The sequence below is a fragment of the Pseudomonas sp. NPDC089547 genome, from assembly GCF_050280665.1.
Lineage (GTDB): Bacteria > Pseudomonadota > Gammaproteobacteria > Pseudomonadales > Pseudomonadaceae > Aquipseudomonas.
The window spans coordinates 194,602-213,767 of the sequence record NZ_JBNNVS010000005.1; the positions used below are offsets into that span (position 1 = coordinate 194,602).

The 19,166-nt window shown below is 61.5% G+C and carries 20 protein-coding genes and 1 tRNA gene; 10 read left to right on the top strand and 11 right to left on the bottom strand.

Annotated features, from left to right (window positions below; genetic code table 11):
* Positions 1 to 110: 110 nt before the first annotated feature.
* Positions 111 to 1,394, top strand: a complete 1,284-nt coding sequence (gene salA / locus ACQKPZ_RS05755) for a salicylate 1-monooxygenase (protein ID WP_427536046.1) — start codon at positions 111 to 113, stop codon at positions 1,392 to 1,394.
* Positions 1,395 to 1,757: 363 nt separating this feature from the next.
* Here salA and ACQKPZ_RS05760 read toward each other — a convergent pair whose 3' ends face one another.
* Positions 1,758 to 1,943, bottom strand: a complete 186-nt coding sequence (locus tag ACQKPZ_RS05760) for a hypothetical protein (RefSeq protein ID WP_427536048.1) — start codon at positions 1,941 to 1,943, stop codon at positions 1,758 to 1,760.
* A 284-nt stretch (positions 1,944 to 2,227) separates the two neighbouring features.
* Positions 2,228 to 3,271 carry an alpha/beta fold hydrolase gene (locus ACQKPZ_RS05765; RefSeq protein WP_427536050.1) on the bottom strand — a complete coding sequence of 348 codons (1,044 nt, stop codon included), beginning with the start codon at positions 3,269 to 3,271 and terminating at the stop codon, positions 2,228 to 2,230.
* Positions 3,272 to 3,817: 546 nt separating this feature from the next.
* Here ACQKPZ_RS05765 and ACQKPZ_RS05770 point away from each other — a divergent pair.
* A complete protein-coding gene (locus tag ACQKPZ_RS05770; RefSeq protein WP_391137120.1) occupies positions 3,818 to 4,012 on the top strand; it encodes a hypothetical protein in 195 nt (64 codons plus the stop codon).
* A gap of 131 nt (positions 4,013 to 4,143) precedes the next feature.
* Here the strand turns inward: ACQKPZ_RS05770 and ACQKPZ_RS05775 are convergent, their stop codons facing one another.
* A complete protein-coding gene (locus ACQKPZ_RS05775; protein ID WP_427536052.1) occupies positions 4,144 to 5,049 on the bottom strand; it encodes a LysR substrate-binding domain-containing protein in 906 nt (301 codons plus the stop codon).
* 101 nt (positions 5,050 to 5,150) lie between these two features.
* On the opposite strand from ACQKPZ_RS05775, the gene ACQKPZ_RS05780 reads away from it, so the two are divergent.
* Positions 5,151 to 5,912 (top strand): sulfite exporter TauE/SafE family protein, encoded by a 762-nt coding sequence (locus tag ACQKPZ_RS05780; RefSeq protein WP_391137114.1) that lies wholly within the window; start codon positions 5,151 to 5,153, stop codon positions 5,910 to 5,912.
* A 1-nt stretch (position 5,913) separates the two neighbouring features.
* Here ACQKPZ_RS05780 and ACQKPZ_RS05785 read toward each other — a convergent pair whose 3' ends face one another.
* From ACQKPZ_RS05785 to ACQKPZ_RS05800, 4 genes are all read right to left on the bottom strand, one after another.
* Positions 5,914 to 7,338: a diguanylate cyclase gene (locus tag ACQKPZ_RS05785; protein WP_427536054.1), complete on the bottom strand. Its 1,425-nt coding sequence runs from the start codon at positions 7,336 to 7,338 to the stop codon at positions 5,914 to 5,916.
* A 139-nt stretch (positions 7,339 to 7,477) separates the two neighbouring features.
* Positions 7,478 to 9,307 (bottom strand): SLC13 family permease, encoded by a 1,830-nt coding sequence (locus tag ACQKPZ_RS05790; RefSeq protein ID WP_427536056.1) that lies wholly within the window; start codon positions 9,305 to 9,307, stop codon positions 7,478 to 7,480.
* A 126-nt stretch (positions 9,308 to 9,433) separates the two neighbouring features.
* Entirely contained in the window at positions 9,434 to 9,823 is a 390-nt protein-coding gene (locus ACQKPZ_RS05795; RefSeq protein WP_391137105.1) for a glycine zipper domain-containing protein, read from the bottom strand.
* Positions 9,824 to 9,896: 73 nt separating this feature from the next.
* Entirely contained in the window at positions 9,897 to 10,082 is a 186-nt protein-coding gene (locus ACQKPZ_RS05800; protein WP_391137102.1) for a hypothetical protein, read from the bottom strand.
* A gap of 225 nt (positions 10,083 to 10,307) precedes the next feature.
* Here ACQKPZ_RS05800 and ACQKPZ_RS05805 point away from each other — a divergent pair, with 225 nt between their 5' ends.
* From ACQKPZ_RS05805 to ACQKPZ_RS05815, 3 genes are all read left to right on the top strand, one after another.
* Positions 10,308 to 11,468, top strand: a complete 1,161-nt coding sequence (locus tag ACQKPZ_RS05805; protein ID WP_427536058.1) for a sensor domain-containing diguanylate cyclase — start codon at positions 10,308 to 10,310, stop codon at positions 11,466 to 11,468.
* Positions 11,469 to 11,606: 138 nt separating this feature from the next.
* On the top strand, positions 11,607 to 11,957 hold the full coding sequence (locus ACQKPZ_RS05810) for a hypothetical protein (protein WP_427536060.1): 351 nt from the start codon (positions 11,607 to 11,609) through the stop codon (positions 11,955 to 11,957).
* A 292-nt stretch (positions 11,958 to 12,249) separates the two neighbouring features.
* Complete coding sequence (locus tag ACQKPZ_RS05815; protein WP_427536062.1) at positions 12,250 to 13,071, top strand: class I SAM-dependent methyltransferase; 822 nt, start codon at positions 12,250 to 12,252, stop codon at positions 13,069 to 13,071.
* On the opposite strand, the gene ACQKPZ_RS05820 is transcribed toward ACQKPZ_RS05815, so the two are convergent.
* The 4 genes from ACQKPZ_RS05820 to ACQKPZ_RS05835 all read right to left on the bottom strand — a co-directional run bounded on the left by ACQKPZ_RS05820 (position 13,072) and on the right by ACQKPZ_RS05835 (position 16,212).
* Entirely contained in the window at positions 13,072 to 13,839 is a 768-nt protein-coding gene (locus ACQKPZ_RS05820; protein WP_427536064.1) for an SDR family oxidoreductase, read from the bottom strand.
* A 36-nt stretch (positions 13,840 to 13,875) separates the two neighbouring features.
* Positions 13,876 to 14,943, bottom strand: a complete 1,068-nt coding sequence (locus tag ACQKPZ_RS05825) for a phosphotransferase family protein (RefSeq protein ID WP_427536066.1) — start codon at positions 14,941 to 14,943, stop codon at positions 13,876 to 13,878.
* A gap of 184 nt (positions 14,944 to 15,127) precedes the next feature.
* Complete coding sequence (locus tag ACQKPZ_RS05830) at positions 15,128 to 15,445, bottom strand: SCP2 sterol-binding domain-containing protein (RefSeq protein ID WP_016487959.1); 318 nt, start codon at positions 15,443 to 15,445, stop codon at positions 15,128 to 15,130.
* Between the two features lie 56 nt (positions 15,446 to 15,501).
* Positions 15,502 to 16,212 (bottom strand): histidine phosphatase family protein, encoded by a 711-nt coding sequence (locus ACQKPZ_RS05835; RefSeq protein WP_427536070.1) that lies wholly within the window; start codon positions 16,210 to 16,212, stop codon positions 15,502 to 15,504.
* Positions 16,213 to 16,409: 197 nt separating this feature from the next.
* Here ACQKPZ_RS05835 and sohB point away from each other — a divergent pair, with 197 nt between their 5' ends.
* From sohB to ACQKPZ_RS05855, 4 genes are all read left to right on the top strand, one after another.
* A complete protein-coding gene (gene sohB / locus ACQKPZ_RS05840) occupies positions 16,410 to 17,429 on the top strand; it encodes a protease SohB (RefSeq protein ID WP_391137089.1) in 1,020 nt (339 codons plus the stop codon).
* 154 nt (positions 17,430 to 17,583) lie between these two features.
* Positions 17,584 to 17,657 (top strand) — tRNA-Cys (locus ACQKPZ_RS05845).
* A 305-nt stretch (positions 17,658 to 17,962) separates the two neighbouring features.
* Entirely contained in the window at positions 17,963 to 18,295 is a 333-nt protein-coding gene (locus ACQKPZ_RS05850; protein ID WP_427536072.1) for a type II toxin-antitoxin system HigB family toxin, read from the top strand.
* Complete coding sequence (locus ACQKPZ_RS05855) at positions 18,292 to 18,957, top strand: helix-turn-helix domain-containing protein (RefSeq protein WP_427536074.1); 666 nt, start codon at positions 18,292 to 18,294, stop codon at positions 18,955 to 18,957. Before ACQKPZ_RS05850 ends, ACQKPZ_RS05855 begins: the two co-directional genes overlap by 4 nt.
* Positions 18,958 to 19,166: the final 209 nt, after the last annotated feature.

Consider the following 19,166-nt stretch of genomic DNA (forward strand, 5'->3'; position numbering starts at 1 on the left):
GGATATTCAGGCGGGTGATGCCGTCTATGGGTTTTGCAATATTTATCAATGGCTGGCCAGCCGCAATGATTGGCGCATTCCAATAACAATCAGCCCCGAGGTACCTTGCAATGCACAATGCTACTGCGCTTGAAGTTTCCATTATTGGTGGTGGTATCGCAGGTGTTGCACTTGCGCTTGATCTTTGCCGCCATGCACACCTGAACGTTCAATTGTTCGAGTCGGCCGCCGCCTTTGGCGAAGTGGGCGCGGGTGTGTCGTTTGGCGCCAATGCCGTGCGTGCCATCGCCGGCCTGGGCATTGCCGAGCCCTACGCCAAAATTGCCGACAGCACGCCGGCGCCTTGGCAGGACGTGTGGTTTGAGTGGCGGGATGGGCGCGATGCGCAGTACCTAGGCAGCAGCGTGGCGCAGGGCGTGGGGCAGTCGTCGGTGCACCGGGCTGACTTTCTCGATGCGTTGGCCAGCCAGCTGCCGGCAGGTGTCGCCCGGTTCGGCAAGCGTGCCCAGCGGGTCGAGCAAGTGGGGGAGCGGGTGCGCGTGTGCTTTACCGATGGCACGCAGCATCACTGCGATTTGCTGATTGGTGCCGATGGCATCAAGTCGTCCATTCGCGAGCATGTGCTCGACGGCCTGGGCGTCTCCCCGGTTTCGCCTCGGTTCAGTGGCACGTGCGCCTACCGCGGGCTGATCGACAGCGAGCGGCTGCGCGAGGTGTATTGGGCGCGTGGTATCGGCGAGCACCTGATCGATGTGCCGCAGATGTACCTGGGGCTTGACCGCCATATCCTGACCTTCCCGGTCAAACAGGGGCGGTTGATCAACGTTGTGGCGTTTGTGTCGGACCGTAGCCAGCCGAACCCGGCATGGCCGAGCGATGCGCCCTGGGTGCGTCAGGCGACCCAGGCAGACATGCTGAAGGCGTTCGAGGGCTGGGGGGAGGCGGCACATGTGCTGCTGGAATGCATTGAAACGCCATCTCTGTGGGCGCTGCATGACCTTGCCGAGTTGCCGGGGTATGCCCATGGCCGGGTTGGGCTGATCGGCGATGCGGCCCACGCCATGCTGCCACACCAGGGGGCGGGGGCAGGGCAGGGGCTGGAAGACGCCTGGCTGCTGGCGCGGTTGCTGGCCGACCCGGAGGTTTTACAAGCCAGCCCGCAAGCGGTACTCCAGGCCTATGACGCTGTGCGGCGGCCGCGTGCATGCCGGGTGCAGCGCACATCCTGGGAGGCGGGCGAGCTTTATGAGTTTCGTGACCCTGCTGTGCAGGATGATCCGCAGGTGTTGGGCAAGGTCCTGGGCGAGCGGTTCGACTGGTTGTGGAACCATGATTTGCAGGATGACCTGAAGCAGGCCCGGCAGTTGTTGGGGATGCAGGTGCAGGCTGCTTGATGGCTTGAGAGGGCGGTGGCGGCTGGCACCGGATTTGCCGGTGTTCGCGGCTGAAGCCGCTCCCACAGGTACTGCGCATGCCTGGAGGTAGGCACTGAACCTGTGGGAGCGGGCATGCCCGCGAAGCAGGCGACGCGGTGTATGGCACCGGCTGCGCCGGTGTTCGCGGGCGCGCCCGCTCCCACAAGTACTGCGCATGCCTGAAGGTAGCCACTGAGCCTGTGGGAGCGGGCATGCCCGCGAAGCAGGTGACGCGCTGGATGGCACCGGCTGCGCCGGTGTTCGCGGGCGCGCCCGCTCCCACAGGTTTCTGCGCTGATTTCATCTATGGCGCAACCCTGTGGGGCCAGTGAATGTTAAAGGTCACTGCAAGGTCACGGGCTTGAAGCTATCCGGTAACTGCTGGATCGCCGCCTCGATCCTGGCAATCGGTTCAGCCAACACGTCCGCTTCCTTGTCTTTACCCTCACTTCTCAGGCGATCACGTTCAAGGCGCAGGTTTAGCAAATTCTTCTGCAGTTTCAGGGCCGAGGCATTGTACGGGTCCATGCTTTTCTCACGCTGTGGGCTTCCGTGCCGTTGTAGGAAAACCGGACCGTAGCAGCTCGATTTTGCTGGAGAAACTGATGTTTCATACAGCGAAATCCCTATTGCTCGAATACTCCTACGCTGCACGGTAAAAGATCCTACAAGTCGTATTTCAAACCGTGTCATTCAAACTCGGCTCAACCCCGCGTGATAGCTGGCCACAACGGGGTTTGGCCCTGCACAACGTGCTATCCAAGCCCTGCGGAGCCTTTTGACACTTCATGTAGCAATTGCGCCCCAGCAGGCTACAGGTGATCCGCATCCACGACCGCCTGGGCAAACGCCTGCGGCGCTTCCTGCGGCAGGTTGTGGCCAATGCCACCGCTGATCAGCCGATACTCATATTTGCCGGTAAAGCGCTTTGCATACGCTTCGGCAGGTGGGTGTGGGGCGCCGTTGGCATCGCCCTCCAGCGTGATGGTGGGCACCGTGATGGAGGGGAACCGGGCCAGCCTGGCCTCCAGCGGGTCGTAGCGTGTTTCGCCTTGGGCCAGCCCCAATCGCCAGCGGTAATTGTGCACGGTGATCGCCACCTGGTCGGGGTTGTCCAGCGCCTTGGCGCTGCGTTCGAACGTGGCATCGTCGAACGCCCATTTGGGCGAAGCGGTTTGCCAGATCAGTTTGGCGAAGGCGTGGCGGTTCTGCTCGTAGCCGGCCTGGCCGCGAGGGGTCGCGAAGTAGTACTGATACCACCATTGCAGTTCGGCGCTGGGCGGCAGCGGCGCCTTGGCTGCCTCCTGGCTGCTGATCAGGTAGCCGCTGACCGATACCAAGGCTTTGACTCGCTCGGGCCACAGTGCCGAGACAATGTCGGCGGTGCGCGCGCCCCAGTCGAAGCCGGCGAGCACGGCATGCTGGATATGCAACGCGTCCATGAAGGCAATGACATCGCTGGCCAGCGCCGTGGGCTGGGCGTTGCGTGGAGTGGCGGCGGACAGGAACCGGGTCTGGCCGTAACCGCGCACGTAAGGCACCAGCACCCGGTAACCTTTTGCGGCCAGGGCAGGGGCAACGGCTTCGAAACTGTGAATGTCGTAGGGCCAGCCATGCAGCAGGATCACCACCGGGCCGTCGGCCGGGCCTTGCTCTACATAGGCCACATCGAGCACGCCCGCATTGATGTGTTTCAGCGGGCCGAAGTCATTTACGGTTGCGGCTGCTACTGGCGGCTTCTGCGGTGCAGCGATGGCGCTGTGAGTGGCTGCCAGAGCGAGCGGCAACAGGGCGCAGGCGAACAGGGTGCGGCTGAAACGGCGTGGCAGGGTGGTGGTCGAGTGGCGGGCAGGCATCGGTCGTCTCCTTGGCAAAGCCAGCGGTGCGGGTTGATGGGTGCCAGTAAAGATGACGCCTGTATCGCCGATGTGTCCGGGTAGCCAACTGGAAACGTTCTTGTGTATCAGGTCTCATTTTGTACACACAACGATACAAAGAAGGGGGCCCGCAGCGAATGCCCGGGCCCATCTGATCCGCTTTTTTTCCATGAACCTGAATCTGTAACCGTATCAGCCCAAGCCCGACAATGTGCCCATTCCCGCATCGCAACTCTCGAGGTTCCAATGGGCAAGATGGCGCTGTTCCTGGGTGGTTTTCTGCTGCTGACCATTCTGATCGGTCTTCTTGGCACAATTCCGCCAAGCTGAGTTCAACTGAGTTTTCCTCTGCGGCCCGTCTACTTCACACGATGGGCCCAAATTCTTGGCAAATGGCCATTATTTCCCCTTCTTGCACGGCTGGATCAGCGGTAGGTGCAAGTCATTCTCAAGTATAGAAACCTCGTGTAGTCTCCCGCCGCCGCTCATTCGAGCCGATCTTTTTGCGTTGGAGTCGACACATTAATGGAATGCAAGAAAGGCACTTCAGCCATGCTGGAGTGGCGTAGCCGTTTTCTCGCCGAAGGCACACTTGATGAGCAGGGCTATGACCAGGCGCTGCGCAATGCCGAGGCGCTGGAGCAAGCCGGGGTGATCAGCACACCGGAGTGGATCGAGCTGGTCAAGCTGGCCAATACGGCCTTGGTGGTTTTGCGATAAGTCATTCTTTGCGCGGGGAAATCTGTCCACAAAAAACGTGGGTAGGTCTGTGGATAAAGTGCTGTAAGCCAGGCCCACGGCGGGCTCTGTTAAATTGAGCAGAAATTGAACAGCTGTTTCAGGGGGCTGATTCAGCAGGCCTGACCGGCACGGCGCAACGCTGCCAGCAGGTCACGCACCCGCGCTGGCAGCTCGCCTGCAGGGTACAGGGCATGCATCTGTGGGTCCTGGCCGCTGCTGGAGGTCAGGCGGTAGCGTGGGCATACCCGCACCAGGCGCCCGGCTTTCACCTGCGCTTCGCCCACCCAGGCAGCCAGGCGGGCGATGCCGGCACCGGCCAGGGTGCTGTGATACACGGCATCGCCAGAACCCAGGCGTAATCTTGGCCGGGGGTGCAGGCTGGTGATTTCGCCGTCGCAGCAAAAGTGCCAGGCCTTGAGGATGCGCGGGGCGGTATGCAGGATCAGCGCATGCCCTTCCAGCTCTTCAGGCTGCTGTGGCATGCCGGCCAAGGCCAGGTACACCGGGCTGGCATACAGGTGGCGTTGGTAAGCCCACAAGGGGTAGCCGATCAGTTCACTCGATTGCGGGAAGGCGCCGCGCACCACGAAATCGAATTTGCCTTGCAACGGGTCCAGGGCATCGTCGCTGTACTGGATGTCCAGGGTTACGTGGGGGTGGTTGCGGGAAAACTCGGCGAGCACGTGGGGCAATACATGTTCACCGAGCAGCTGCGGCACGGCAAAGCGTATCCAGCCTTGGGCACTGCCGCTGAGCGCAGCCAGTTCGTCGGCCGCGTCGCGTTGCACATCCAGCAAGCGTTCGGCATGGGGCAGCAGGCGCTCGCCGGCTTCGGTCAGGGTAACGGCGTTGGCGTTGCGGTTCAGCAGCTTGGTGCCGGCGTTGTCCTCCAGGGTTTGCACCGCACGGGTTACCGCGCTGGGTGAGCGCCCCAGCGAGCGTGCGGCGGCCACGAAGCTGCGCTTGTGCGCCACGCTGACGAACGCCTGGATTTCCCTCAGCATGTCCAATGCCATTGCCTGCCCCCTTGTTGCAGTTTTTGCAATATGGCATTTCAACACAAGCGCGGTCTTTTGATTAGCCTTGCAGGCGACTTCACCGCTTTTGGGCCTGCATCATGATGGATATCGCTGTACTTTCCGTGTTCGCTTTTGCCGCTGGGCTGATCGACGCCGCCGTGGGTGGCGGCGGGCTGATCCAGATTCCGGCCTTGTTCAACGTGCTGCCCACCGCGCAACCGGCGGCACTGCTGGGCAGCAACAAGCTGGCGTCGGTCTGTGGCACGGCCTTCGCTGCACGTTCGTTCATCCGCAAGGTAACGCTGGACTGGGGGTTGATCGTACCGGCGGCGCTCAGCGCCTTCGTCATGTCGTTTGCCGGTGCCGCGACGGTGTCGCTGGTGCCGCCTAGCGTGATGCGCCCGGCGGTGTTGGTGCTGATCGTGCTGATGGCCGTCTACACCTTCTGCAAGAAAGATTTCGGCACCCTGCACAAGCCTGCGCATATCGGCCGCAAGGAACAGTGCCTGGCGGTGCTGATCGGCGGCGCGATTGGCTTCTACGATGGCCTGTTCGGCCCGGGCACCGGCAGCTTCCTGATCTTCCTGTTCATCCGGTTCTTTGCCTTGGACTTCCTGCACGCATCGGCTTCGGCCAAGGTGGTGAACATTGCCACCAACCTGGCGGCACTGGTGTTCTTCGTGCCTTCGGGCAATGTGTTGTACGCCATTGCCTTGCCCATGGCGGCGTGCAACATCCTGGGCGCGTTGACCGGTACCTGGTTGGCGGTACGCAAGGGTGCCGGCTTTGTCCGCGGGCTGTTCCTGGTGCTGTTGTGCGTGCTGATCGCCAAGCTGTCATGGGACTTGCTGGCCGGTTAGCTCAGATCACCTGGCGCTGTGTTTCGGCCTGCTCGACGCGGTTGCGGCCGTGGGCCTTGGCGCGGTAAAGCGCCTGGTCGGCGCTGGCCAGCAAAGCGTCCAGGCTGGGGGCGGGGCGGTCGGCGTCGCAGCCGGCCAGGCCGATACTCACGGTAATCTGCAGGCGCTGGTCGGCCTGCACCACGTGCAGGTCCTGTACCGCGCGGCGCAGGCGTTCGGCGGTGAACTTGGCCCGTTCTGGCGCAAGGCCCGGGACAATGACGACGAACTCCTCACCGCCCAGGCGCGCGAGCAGTTCATCGTTGTGCAACTGGTCTTGCAGGGTACTGGCAAACTGGCGCAGCACCTGGTCACCCACTGCGTGGCCATGGGCGTCGTTGATCGACTTGAAGTGGTCGATGTCCAGCATCATCAGGGTCAGCGGCAGTGCCTGGGCATGCTGCTGGCGGCTGTCCAGCAGTGCATTGGCACGGCGGGTGAAGGCACTGCGGGTGAGTACGCCGGTAAGGTGGTCGATGGTGGCCTGGTGCGCCAGGCGGGCCATCAGGCTGCGGTTGGCCTGGCTGACGCAGGCCACCACCAGCGGGCCGAGCACCAGCATGGCAATGCCCAGGCGTGCCGACATCAACGTGGTCACCCCAGGCTCGCTTTGCGGCACGCTGAAGTGCATGAGGTTCTGCGCCACTGCCACAATCAAGGTGCTGCCGGCGGTAAGTGTCAGCAGTGACACCATGAACGGTGAGTAGGTCCAGGCACACCACAGCAGGGCGGCAATCGGGAAGGCGATGGCGCCCGGGCCGCCAAAGGCAATGCTGAACGCCAGCGAGGCCAGCAGCACCAACAGCGGTGCCAGGCGGATGGCGTGGGCACCACCGCGTACCAGGGCCCGTACGGAGGGTGCTGTGAGCAACACAGGCAGCACCAGCACGCTGGTCGAGAACTGTTCGCTGAACCAGGCCAGCCAGGTGGCACGCAACGACTGTTCGAACCACGGTGCGGCCATGGCGGCTGCCATGCTGGCGGCCACCATGGCGCCGGCGGCGCAGGCGGCAAACACGCTGAGCACGCCATGTGGGGTGCGCATGCGCCGGTGCAGGCGCGGCAGGCGGGACAGCAATTGCCAAAGGGTAACCACAACGCCCAGGTTGCACAGGTTGAACCACAGGGCCGGGGCCCAGGCGCTGCCACAGAGCAGGTCGGCACCGACCATGGCCAGCCACACCAGGCTAAAGCCCGTCAGCGTGGCCTGGCGGGGGTAGCGCAGCAGTACCCCGGCCAACACCGCATTAACCGGCCAGAACAGCGACAGTGATTCGATCGGGCGTGCCAGGATGCCGCCCAGGGTGAGGGCAAAGGTCAGGCAAAGCAGGACGACATAAGGCAACAAGCGCGATTGTGCAGGAAAAACCATGGGCTCGACCGACAAGCGGAAACGAAATCCAGGACAACGCCTTGAAGCACCTGGGGCAATGACCCGCAGTGTGTTTCGTCAAGGTCGTTGATGTCAATCTGCCGCGATCCGTCGAGATAATGTCAAATCGCCGGGATTTGTGCTCGGTTTTGTCTCACAGCCCGAAAAACCACGGCACCATGAACACGGTTACCACCATTACCAGCAAGGTGAACGGCACGCCTATCTTGACGAAATCGGCGAAGCGGTATTGCCCCGGGCCCAGCACCAGCGTGTTGACCGGCGATGACACGGGGGTCATGAACGCTGCCGACGCGGCCAGCGCCACGGTCATGGCAAACGGGTAGGGCGACATGCCCAGCTGCGCCGCAGTGCTGATAGCCACCGGCGCCATCAATACCGCAGTGGCTGTGTTGGAAATGAACAGGCCAATCACCGCTGTAACGGCGAACAGGCAGGCAAGAATGGCGACGGGGCCGGCGCCCCCCAGCACGCTCACCAGCCCACCCACCGCCAGGTCGATGCCGCCGGTTTTCTGCAAGGCCTGGGCAAATGGCAGCATACCCACAATCAGCACCAGGCTTTGCCAATGAATGGCCTTGTAGGCGCTGTTCATGTCGATGCAGCGCCCGGCACCCATCAGCAGGCAACCGATCAGCGCCGCCATCACATTGGGTACGGCGCCACTCACCATCAGCCCCACCATCACTGCCAGGCTCAGCAATGCCTGTGGCGCGCGGGTGCGAGCGGGTGCCACCTGATCGATCTCGGCGGGCAGGCTCAGTACCAGGAAGTCCTTGGGTTGACTTTGCAATTGGCGGACGGCTTTCCATGGACCGACCACCAGCAGTGTGTCGCCAAGGCGCAGCTTTTCTTCCACCAGTTGTTCTTCGATTGCGGCCTGCTCGCGGCGCAGGCCGACCACGTTGAGGCCGAAACGGGTGCGGAAGGCCAGTTCCAGAATGCTTTTGCCGATCAGTTGTGAGCCGGGCGGCAGCGAGACCTCGGCCATGCCCAGCTCCTGGGACTGGTCGATGAAATAGGCCGCCTTGAAGTGCAGCGGTTCCAGTTGCATGGTCTGGCACAGGCTGCGCAGGTCGTCGCTGTTGGCGAACAGGTCGAGCAGCAGTACGTCGCCCTGGTGCAGCACGGTGCTGGAGTCGGCGGCAATCACACGTGTGGTGAACTTGTGCTGGCGTTCGATGCCGATCACGTTGGCGCCGTGCCGGGTGCGCAACTCCAGTTCGCCGAGGGTGTGGCCAATCAGCGGCGAGTGGGGGCGAATGCGCAGGCGCCGTTCGCGGCCATTGAGTTTGTAGTCCAGCACCAGGTCCAGCAGTGTACGGCGGGTTTCCACGCGGCCATCCTTGCGCACTTCGCCATTGAGCCAGTGCCGGGTCAGCAGCATGTAGCCGATGCCCAGCACCAGCACCACAAGGCCGAACGGGGTAAAGCTGAAGAAGCTGAAGCCCGCTTCGCCCGTGCGCACCAGTTCGCTGTGTACCACCACATTGGGCGGTGTGGCCACCAGGCTGAGCATGCCGCTGATCAGGCCGGCGAACGCCAGTGGCATCATCAGGCGGCTGGGCGAGAGCTGCAGGCGCGCGGCGATGCTTAGCACCACCGGGATGAAAATGGCCACCACGCCGGTGGAACTCATGATCGACCCAAGCCCGGCCACGGCCACCATCAGCAGCACCAGCAGGCGTGCCTCGCTGTTGCCTGCCCGCTCGCTCATCCATTCGCCGATGCGGTAGGCAATACCGGTGCGCACCAAGCCTTCGCCAATCACGAACAGGGCGGCGATCAACACCACATTGGGGTCGCTGAAGCCGGCCAGGGCCTGCTCCACGGTGAGGATGCCGAGTAGCGGCAGGGCGAGAATCACCAGCAGTGCGACCACGTCCATGCGTGGGCGGTTGATGACGAACAGGACGATGACGATGGCCAGCAGGCCGAGGACGCAGAGCAGCGCTGGGTTCATGGGGAGGGGGTGTTCCTTCACACGGGGGCACGTTAGACAGTAGCAGCCAGTGTGCCGGCTTGTGATGAAGGGGGTGTTGATGTGCTGCAACAAAAAGGGCCGCGAGGCGGCCCTTGTTTCACTTGATCAGTGGCGGTGACGGCGGTGCTTCTTGCTGCCGTTGTTGTCGCCCAGATGGTTACCGATGGCACCACCGGCCGCACCACCCAGGCCAGCACCTACGGTAGAGCCGGTCTTGCCGCCCACCGCGCCGCCCAGCAGCGAACCGCCCGCCGAGCCCAGGCCACCGCCGATTGCTGCTTCGGTACGGTTGCCTTTGCGTGCGCCTACCGCACTGCCAGCGGCACCGCCGACACCGGCGCCGATGGCCGCGCCAGTCTTGCCACCAAGTTGTTGACCAACAACGTTACCCAGGACACCACCCAGGCCACCACCAATGGCGGCAGTACCGTCACCGGCGAAAGCGCCCTGGCACAGCAGCAGGCCGAGGGCAAGGGAAGGCAGAGTCAGACGCATGATACGAACCTCAAAGGAATCATCAGGTTAAGTTGCCGCACAACGGGCGGCGGGTCAGGGGGGTAAAGACGCTTCAGCGGTAGTAGCGGTCACCGCGGTATTGACGATCGTCGTCGTCATCGCGGTCATGCCGGTGGTGGTGGCGATGGCCGCGGTCGCGGTCACGCCAGCCGTCATCGTCGTCATGGTAGCGATGGCTGTGGCAGCCTGCGGTTAGCAGAGCAACAGCAATCAGCGAAAGGCTTGCAAGGCGGGTCATCACGATATAGGTCCTTGATCCGCAATGGTTTACAGGGCACTAGCTGAGACTGGGAATGATCCATTTGGTTTCCCGAACGGGCAAAAAATTTGTCGCGCCAGCGATGAGCGGCGTGCTTGTGGGTTGCTGTTCTGTCCCATTCGGTCATGGTCGATCCGGCAATGCCCCTCTAAACTGTGAGGTAAGCCGCAGCCAAGACGGCAATCTGCCACACGGTGAATCACGATGATCGCCCATACCCCCACGTTGTTCGCCGCCGTTGCCCTGGTTGCAACCATCATGGCCTTCTGCTTGTTGCTGGTAGGGCGCAGTAACCGCCGCGACAACCTTCTGCTCACCGGCTGCGGGCTGCTGGTGCATGCCCTGGCCTACGTCTGCTACACCGTGTATGCCCAGGCGCCGCTGTGGCTCAGCTATGGCCTGGGCAACAGCTTGCTGTCGCTGGCCCTGGCGTTCTACACGGCCAGCCTGTTCCGGGTACGTGAGCAGGTGGTGCCCTGGCGTGTCATTTTCGTCATCCCCGCCTGCATGCTGGTGGGGCTGATGCTGCTGCTCGATACGCTGGAACCGCGCATGCTCCTGGCGACGCTGGTGTTGATGCTGCAATGCGCGATGATCCTGTACTGGGCGCGACGCCATGCCGAGCGGCCGGGCAAGGCCCACCTGTTGCTGCAGATCGGTGCATTGATCAGCCTGGTCGGCCTGGGCATGCGGGTGGTGGCGGTCGCCAGTGGCACGGCCGTGGAAATGCGCTATGACACCAGCAACCTCAAGCAGAGTATTTCCGTGGCGATTGGTACCGCCACGGTGATGATGTACTCGCTCGGGCTGGTCCTGATGGCCAAGGAGCGTAGCGAGTCCCGCTTGCAGCACCTGGCGCTGCACGATGTGCTGACTGGCACACTCAATCGCAGGGCAGTTCTGGAGCGGTTTGCCGCGGAGCTGGACCGTGCCCGCCAGCAACAGGATAGCCTGGCCGTGGCGATGATCGACATCGACCATTTCAAGCGCATCAACGACCTGTACGGGCACCTGGCTGGCGACGAGGTGTTGTGCCACTGCGTGCGCCAGTTGCAGCAGCGGCTGCGCCAGGGTGACTGCCTGGGCCGTTATGGCGGTGAGGAGTTCCTGCTGTTGTTGCCTGGCACTGACCGCAGCGGGGCGATGGCCGCGCTGCAAGGGCTGCGCGAGGCCATTGCGCGCAGCCCGGCGTGTTTTGCCGGTGACCAGATCGAGTTGCGCTTCAGCGTTGGCCTGTGGTGTGGCGTGCCTGGGCTCAAGGACAACACCGCCAGCTTGCTGGCCCAGGCGGATGCGGCGCTGTACCAGGCCAAGGCCGCCGGGCGCAACACGGTGCACATGGCGGCAATGGTCGAGGCGGGTTGAATCAGGACGCCGGTGAAGTTTCATGCCGTGCTCCTTATGGCGGCATACCTTGTCTGCGACAGCGGCATGCGCGTGACAATTCACTCGCGATAGCCGTCGATGCTAGAGTCGCGTTCTTTTTTACCCTGAGGATGGAACATGCGTGCGATTCTGCCGATGGTTGCGGCGCTGATGCTGGTCGGTTGTGCTTCTGCGACCATGGATACGGCCCGCGGCGGCAAGCCCACCGCCCAGCTCGACTCGCACAAGGCGCCAGAGCTGGTGGCGCAGTGCATCCAGTTCAGCTGGCAGGAAGAGAAGGTGTTTGGCGACGATGCCAGTGGCTACCTGGAACCGCGCAAGCAGGGCGGGTTTACCGTGTATACCCGTGAGGCCGAAGCGTTTGTAGACGTTTACCCGCAGGCGGGTGGGGCGCGGGTCGACTACTACGCGCAGAAGAATGACGGCGTGGCGTTGCAGCGCCGGGCGGCGGCGGCTACTTGTCTGTAATGGCTGGAGCCTGTACCAGCTTCATCGCCGGCCTGTAGGAGCGGCCTTGTGTCGCGAAAGGGCTGCAAAGCAGCCCCGGCAATTTTGCGGTCAGGTCAAGATCCAGGGGGCGCTTCGCACCCCGATCGCGACACAAGGCCGCTCCTACAAGGGCCAGTGCAGCCCTGATTGAAGCAAGACAGTTGTTTGCTCAGTGGGTGTTTTTCGGGCTTTACAATTTTTAGCAAGGTAGTGATGTCGCGGGGAAGTAGGTGGACGCTAGCATCAGCCTCTACCCCTCAAGGACGACACCATGGACCGCTCACTGCAACTCAACCGCGCCAGCTGGGACGAACGCGCCCCGCTGCACGCTGCTTCCAAGGACTATGAAGTCGAACTTCTGGTCCAGCGCCCCGGGCACCTTTCCGAAACCGTGCGCTTCGACCTGCCGTTGCTTGGCGATATCGACGGGCTGAACACTGTTCACCTACAGTGCCACATCGGCACCGATACCCTCTCGCTGGCGCGCCTGGGTGCCAAGGTCTGCGGCCTGGACTATTCCGCAGCTTCGCTGGCCGAGGCGCGTGTACTGGCCGAGCGTTGTGCGGCACCCATCGACTATGTCGAATCCGACGTCTATGCCGCCGACAACGTGCTGCCGGCCGGCACCTTCGACCTGGTCTACACCGGTATCGGCGCATTGTGCTGGTTGCCCCGCATCGAGCCGTGGGCACGCACGGTTGCGGCGCTGCTCAAGCCTGGCGGCCGGCTGTTCCTGCGCGATGGGCACCCGATGCTGATGGCCGTCAACGAAGACCACCAGGACCGCCTGCAGCTCGAATACCCGTACTTCGAGCACGAAGCACCGACGGTGTGGCACAACGACCAGACGTATGTCGAAACCGATCAGCGCCTTGCCCACACCGAAACCCACGAATGGAACCACGGCCTGGGCGAAGTCATTACGGCCTTGCTTGCCCATGGGTTGCAGCTGGTGACACTGGTCGAGCACCAAAGCATCCCCTGGGAGGCGCTGCCGGGGCAGATGGTCAAGGGCAACGACGGCGAGTATCGCTTGCGCGAACATCCCGCCCGTTTGCCCCTGAGCTACACCCTGGTCGCGGTCAAAGCCTGATCAGGACAGGTAACCGCCGTCGACATTCAGTGCCGTGCCGGTGGTGTAACTGGACGCATCGCTGGCCAGGTACAGCACTGCGCCGGCCATTTCCTTGGGGTCGGCCACGCGCTTGAGCGGGATCTGCTGCAAGGCAGCGTTGAGGATGGCGTCGTTCTTCACCAGTGCCGAGGCGAACTTGGTGTCGGTCAGGCCCGGCAACAGGGCGTTGCAGCGAATGCCAAACTGGGCGCATTCCTTGGCGAAGACCTTGGTCATGTTGATGACCGCCGCCTTGGTTACCGAATAGATCCCCTGGAAGTGGCCGGGGGACACACCGTTGATGGATGCGACGTTGATGATGCTGCCGCCACCGTGCTCACGCATCAGCTTGCCGGCTTCCACCGACATGAAGAAGTAGCCACGGATGTTCACGTCCACGGTCTTCTGGAAGGCAGCCGGGTCGGTGTCCAGTACATTGCAGAACTGCGGGTTGGTGGCGGCGTTGTTGACCAGCACGTCCAGGCGGCCGAACTGCTCGCGAATACCGGCGAACACCTGTTGGATCTGTTCCAGTTCACCGATGTGGCAAGCCACTGCCGTGGCCTTGCCACCGGCGGCGATGATGGCATCGGCCACCTGTTGGCAACCGTCGAGCTTGCGGCTGGAAACGATCACATGAGCGCCTTGCTGCGCCAGCAAGTGGGCGATGGCCTCGCCGATGCCACGGCTGGCGCCGGAAACGAAGGCAATCTTGCCGTCGAGGTCGAACAGGTGGGTCTTGGACATGCTGTTTTCCTTGTTATCCGTCGTCGTGGTCGTGGCTTACAGGCTGGACTTGGCAATGACTTGCAGGGTCATCTGCTCCAGCAAGCGGTTCATGTGGATGAACTGCGCAAAGCGTTTGTCCTGGGTCTGGCCGTGGTAGTAGCGGTAGTAGATCTGCTGGACGATGCCGGCCAGGCGGAACAGGCCATAGCAATAGTAGTAATCGAAGTTGTCGAGCTGGATGCCCGCTCGCTCGGCGTAATAATCCACGAACTGGCGACGGCTAAGCATGCCTGGCGCATTGCTCGGCTGGCGACGCATGAGTTGCACCGGTGCCGGGTCGTCGGCCTCGATCCAGTAGGCCAGGCTGTTGCCCAGGTCCATCAACGGGTCACCCAAGGTGGCCATTTCCCAGTCCAGTACCCCGATGATGCGCATGGGGTTGTCGGCGTCGAGGATCACGTTGTCGAAGCGGTAATCGTTGTGCACGATGGCGGGCTTGGGGTGGTCGGCGGGCATCTTGTCGTGCAACCAGGCAATCACCTGTTCCCAGCGCGGGGCATCCGGGGTCAGGGCTTTTTCGTAGCGGCTGCTCCAGCCCTCGATCTGGCGTTGCACGTAGCCTTCCGGCTTGCCCAGGTCGGCCAGGCCACAGGCGTTGTAGTCCACCTGATGCAGTTCGACCAGGCGGTCGATGAAGCTTTTGCACAGGGCCTCGGTGCGGCCGGCGTCCAGGTTCAACTCGGCGGGGATGTCCGAGCGCAGGATGATGCCCGGGACCCGCTCCATCACGTAGAACTCGCCGCCGATCAGGCTGCTGTCGGTGCAATGCACATAGGCCTTGGGGCAGTAAGGGAAGCCGTTGTTCAACTGGTTGAGGATACGGAACTCGCGGCCCATGTCATGGGCCGACTTGGCCTTTTGCCCGAATGGCGGGCGGCGCAGCACGAAGTCGCGGCCCGGGTAGCTGACCAGGTAGGTGAGGTTGGAGGCGCCGCCAGGGAACTGGCTGATGCTGGGCAGGCCATCCAGGCCGGGGATACGGGCCTTGAGGTAAGGGTCGATGACGGCCGCGTCGAGTTCTTCGCCGGGGCGTACCTGGGTGGACTGGTCGGTGAGCGTCATGCGTTTTCCTTATTCTCGATCGCAAGGACTATTGGCTAATCTAATGGCCTGCCGAGGCTGGAACAAGCGTGCCAGGTGCCAAATAGGTAAGGGTGTTGCAGGTGAATCACTGCACCGAATGCAGGGCAAAAAAAAACCGAAGCCGGCAAGGCTTCGGTTTTTGATCATCCGGTATTCCCAGTCCTCAGGACGGGAACAGCTCGCTGAGTTTCATCGACAGCATCATGTCGCCTTCAACACGCAGCTTGCCGCCCATGAAGGCCTGCATGCCGTCGGTTTCGCCGCTGACGATGCCCTTCAGGGTTTCGCTGTCCATCACCAGGGTGCAGTTGGCGTCCGGGTTCTCGCCTTCCTGCAGGTCGCAGGTGCCGTCTTTGACGATCAGCGCGTATTGCTTGCCTTCGTCAGTGATGTTGAAGCCGAACACCAGGTCCAGGCCGGCGGCAGCGGATGGGTTGAACTTCTCTTGCATCTTTTTGACGGCATCAGCTACGGAGGTCATGGCGCATTCCTTATAGAGTTATTTACACGTCCCCGCAGGGACACAACAAACCGGGCTCATCGGTAGGTGACAAGCTCCGGCGCCCTCAACAGTTGCACATGGGCCTGGCTGTTGAAGGAAGCCAGTGCCACGTCGCGGCCGCGGAACTTCAGCTGGCTGAGCGACGTGTTGATGATCTGCCAGTTCAGCGCGAACGCCTGGCTGGGGGTAATACGGGTAACCAGGTGGAGCAGGGCGGCAATGGTGCCGCCCGAGGTGAATATGGCGATATTGTCGCCGCTGCCAGCAGCATCCAGTACGCGTTGCAGGCCACTTTGTACGCGGGCGGTGAAGGCTTGCCAGGTTTCCAGCCCGTCATCGGCATGCTCCCCATCGTGCCAGCGCTGCACCATCAAGGCGAACAGCCGCTGGAACTCACTGCGGTGCTGCGCAGCATTGCGCAGGATGTGCAGGGCGCCGGGTTCTTCCGCCAGCACGCCGGGCAGCAAAGCGCGGATGACGCCGTCGGCATCGAACTCATTGAACGCCGCGTCGGTCTCAACAGCCGGCACCGGGCAGCCATTGGCTTGCAAGCCTTGCATCGCCAGGCGCGCAGTATCCTGCTGGCGGCGCAGGTCGCCCGCCAGGCAGCGGTCCAGCCTTATCCCCAACTGGGCGAGGTGTTCCCCCAGGGCCTGGCTCTGGCGGATGCCCACGGGCGAGAGGACGTCGTAGTCGTCGGCACCGAAGGAGGCTTGGCCATGTCGGATAAGGTAGAGGTTGCCCACTGAAGTTTCCGGCCTGTTGGAGGTTGCTGCGAGGTTAGGATGCGGCACACAGGCTGTCAACGAAAAAACATACAAGCGTTTGAAAAGGTTGTTTGAAAGATGTTGCCAGCGTTTACACCGGCTGGCAGCACCTCAGGCTCAACGGTATGCTTGCAACAGTCATGCGCCGCAGTGGCGCAGGTATTCAAGGAGTCAACGTGGAGTTTCTTGCCGAGTACGCAAGCTTTCTCGCCAAAACCGCCACCCTGGTCATCGCCATCCTGGTGGTGCTGTCGGCCATCGCCGGGCTGCGCGGCAAAGGGCGGCGCAAACCGGGCGGGCAATTGCAGGTCACCCGCCTGAACGAGTTCTACAAGGACCTGCGCGAGCGCCTGGAGTCTGGCCTGCTCGACAAGGCCCAGCTCAAGGCGTTGCGCAAGCAGCAGGCCAAGGCGGAAAAAAAGCAGAAGAAAGGCAAGGCCGAGGAAAAGGGCCGGGTCTTCGTACTGGACTTTGATGGCGATATCAAAGCCTCTGCCACCGAAAGCCTGCGTAATGAAATCACCGCGCTACTGACACTCGCCACCCCGCGTGACGAAGTGGTGTTGCGCCTGGAAAGCGGTGGCGGCCTGGTGCACAGCTATGGCCTGGCGGCGTCGCAACTGGCGCGCATTCGTCAGGCAGGCATCCCGCTGACTGTGTGCATCGACAAGGTGGCTGCCAGTGGCGGCTACATGATGGCCTGCATCGGCGAAAAGATTGTCAGCGCGCCGTTCGCCGTGCTGGGTTCGATCGGCGTGGTGGCGCAGTTGCCCAACGTCAACCGCCTGCTGAAGAAGCACGATATCGACTTCGAGGTGCTGACCGCTGGCGAGTACAAGCGCACCCTGACCGTGTTTGGCGAAAACACCGAGAAGGGCCGGGAGAAGTTCCAGGAAGACCTGGACATCACCCACCAGCTGTTCAAGGACTTCGTTGCCCGCTACCGCCCGCAGCTGCACATCGACGAAGTGGCTACCGGCGAAGTGTGGCTGGGTGTGGCAGCACTCAACCGCCAACTGGTGGACGAATTGCAGACCAGCGACGAATACCTCAGCGAGCGCGCACGCAACGCCAACCTGTTCCACCTGCACTACGCCGAACGCAAGAGCCTGCAAGAGCGAATTGGCGTGGCTGCCAGTGGCGCGGTGGAGAACACCGTGGTGGGTTTGTGGAGTAAACTCGGCCGCCTGCGCTAACACCTTGAACCCGTTGAAATTTTTTTTCGTTCAGGGGGTTGCAAGGTTAAAAGAATGAAGACATAATGGCGCCCATCGAAACGCAGCAAACTTTGAAAAAGGTTCAGCGTTTCAAGGAGATAGCGAAGCGCAAGCAGCTAGATCCAACCTTTGAGGCCGAGTAGCAAAGTGGTTATGCTCCGGATTGCAAATCCGTCTACGCCGGTTCGATTCCGACCTCGGCCTCCACCATTCGAAAGCCCCGCAGATTAACGTCTGCGGGGTTTTTCTTTGCGCGTCAAAAAAGCCAAGGGTTCCGGAACTAAAGGCTTTGCTGAGGCCGCCCGGTACTGGGTGCTCAATGAGCATGAGCTTGGGGCTTTTTTCACTGCCGGGATGAATAGGGAAGGGGCGAACTAGCAAGGATCATCTTGCTCGTCAATCGTGCCTCTTGGATACATAGCCCCCCGAAGGGATACGCTAGGTACTGATACGGTCTTGTTGTCAAAAATGACAACTGCGAGTATGCTTCACCGTAAAGATCAGGAATGCCCATGGACGTATTGATCAAGCAGAAGTTTGAGGATGCTGCCGATCGTTACCCCAACGATCGCAGCGGGTTGGATCGCTGCCTCAGGCTATTGTTGGCAGCGTCACCCCAGAGCTACAACGAATTGCAGTGCATTTTTGGGAGTAACATCGATCTGTTCAAGCACCGCGCCGCCGAGGGATGGGTAGCAATTGACATTGGCGGGAACAATCTCAGACTGATAGCAGGCGTCAACTACCAGCGGCAGAAGCTCTATGTGAAGCATATCTACACTCATGCCGATTACGACACCGCTACCGCGTGGTACGCCAGCAACAAGAGAGGAACAAAGCCATGACCACTGTTCTTGAAAATTCGCAGAGCGTGCGCGCCGCGCTCGAAAATCTTCAAATGCTTCTCGAGCAGTTGCGCGGGCAATACGTGAACGGCATCGAGGGGCCAGAGGATTACGCTCGCGCCACTGTGCTGCTTGATGAGTTGACCGACGGACATGACCTCAACAAATATGAGGAGCTAATTCTTATCGAGCTGGAAGACGCGATTCTGGCTTACGAACAGAAAGGCGAACAGCTCAAAGCGTTTAACGAGGCAATCCAGGCGACCACCACTCCGGTGCAACTCATCAAGGACTTGATGCAGACGCTGGGGCTAAAAGGCTCGGATTTGCCGGAAATTGGTGACAAATACGTAGTGTCAAAAGTTCTTAATGGCGATAGGCCCATAAGTTCTAAAATGGCCATGGCCTTGGCCAAGCGATTCCATATGGATCCTAGGTCATTTGTTTCTGAGATGACTAGACCTTCCGGAAGACCTTCGCTAGAGGTTCACACCACGCCCGGTAAATCGCAATCCAAGCGTAAGTCAGAGATGTTATACACGATGGTCTTAAAACGGCCCCCCGTAAATTTCGTATCTACCGTTCACCCGATGCCTGATGACCAGAGATTAGCGGCATCGTCAAAACGAGTCCGTGCAAGACCAAGGCCTGCCAAAGGTTGATAAGACAGGCCTTCGCCCAAGGGGGTCCGAAGTTGGGTCAAGCCAGTGCTGATGAGATTTTCCAAGGCAACCATTCGAAAGCCCCGTAGATTAACGTCTGCGGGGCTTTTATTTGGTTCTTCACGGAATCCCGGGAAAGACAGAAACAAGAACGCCGGTTTGATGGATGATGTTCGTGCGAGCAAACACATCAACAAACCGGCGTTCTT

What these genes read in the sequence shown, in the direction of transcription:
- ACQKPZ_RS05775 (WP_427536052.1), bottom strand. Translation starts at nt 5,049, where the DNA reads ATGGCATTGGACATGCTGAGGGAAATCCAGGCGTTCGTCAGCGTGGCG.
- ACQKPZ_RS05815 (WP_427536062.1), top strand. Translation starts at nt 12,250, where the DNA reads ATGGACCGCTCACTGCAACTCAACCGCGCCAGCTGGGACGAACGCGCC.
- ACQKPZ_RS05850 (WP_427536072.1), top strand. Translation starts at nt 17,963, where the DNA reads ATGGACGTATTGATCAAGCAGAAGTTTGAGGATGCTGCCGATCGTTAC.
- ACQKPZ_RS05790 (WP_427536056.1), bottom strand. Translation starts at nt 9,307, where the DNA reads ATGAACCCAGCGCTGCTCTGCGTCCTCGGCCTGCTGGCCATCGTCATC.
- ACQKPZ_RS05770 (WP_391137120.1), top strand. Translation starts at nt 3,818, where the DNA reads ATGGAATGCAAGAAAGGCACTTCAGCCATGCTGGAGTGGCGTAGCCGT.
- ACQKPZ_RS05780 (WP_391137114.1), top strand. Translation starts at nt 5,151, where the DNA reads ATGATGGATATCGCTGTACTTTCCGTGTTCGCTTTTGCCGCTGGGCTG.
- salA (WP_427536046.1), top strand. Translation starts at nt 111, where the DNA reads ATGCACAATGCTACTGCGCTTGAAGTTTCCATTATTGGTGGTGGTATC.
- ACQKPZ_RS05795 (WP_391137105.1), bottom strand. Translation starts at nt 9,823, where the DNA reads ATGCGTCTGACTCTGCCTTCCCTTGCCCTCGGCCTGCTGCTGTGCCAG.
- ACQKPZ_RS05800 (WP_391137102.1), bottom strand. Translation starts at nt 10,082, where the DNA reads ATGACCCGCCTTGCAAGCCTTTCGCTGATTGCTGTTGCTCTGCTAACC.
- ACQKPZ_RS05810 (WP_427536060.1), top strand. Translation starts at nt 11,607, where the DNA reads ATGCGTGCGATTCTGCCGATGGTTGCGGCGCTGATGCTGGTCGGTTGT.
- ACQKPZ_RS05855 (WP_427536074.1), top strand. Translation starts at nt 18,292, where the DNA reads ATGACCACTGTTCTTGAAAATTCGCAGAGCGTGCGCGCCGCGCTCGAA.
- ACQKPZ_RS05805 (WP_427536058.1), top strand. Translation starts at nt 10,308, where the DNA reads ATGATCGCCCATACCCCCACGTTGTTCGCCGCCGTTGCCCTGGTTGCA.
- ACQKPZ_RS05820 (WP_427536064.1), bottom strand. Translation starts at nt 13,839, where the DNA reads ATGTCCAAGACCCACCTGTTCGACCTCGACGGCAAGATTGCCTTCGTT.
- ACQKPZ_RS05765 (WP_427536050.1), bottom strand. Translation starts at nt 3,271, where the DNA reads ATGCCTGCCCGCCACTCGACCACCACCCTGCCACGCCGTTTCAGCCGC.
- ACQKPZ_RS05830 (WP_016487959.1), bottom strand. Translation starts at nt 15,445, where the DNA reads ATGACCTCCGTAGCTGATGCCGTCAAAAAGATGCAAGAGAAGTTCAAC.
- ACQKPZ_RS05825 (WP_427536066.1), bottom strand. Translation starts at nt 14,943, where the DNA reads ATGACGCTCACCGACCAGTCCACCCAGGTACGCCCCGGCGAAGAACTC.
- ACQKPZ_RS05760 (WP_427536048.1), bottom strand. Translation starts at nt 1,943, where the DNA reads ATGGACCCGTACAATGCCTCGGCCCTGAAACTGCAGAAGAATTTGCTA.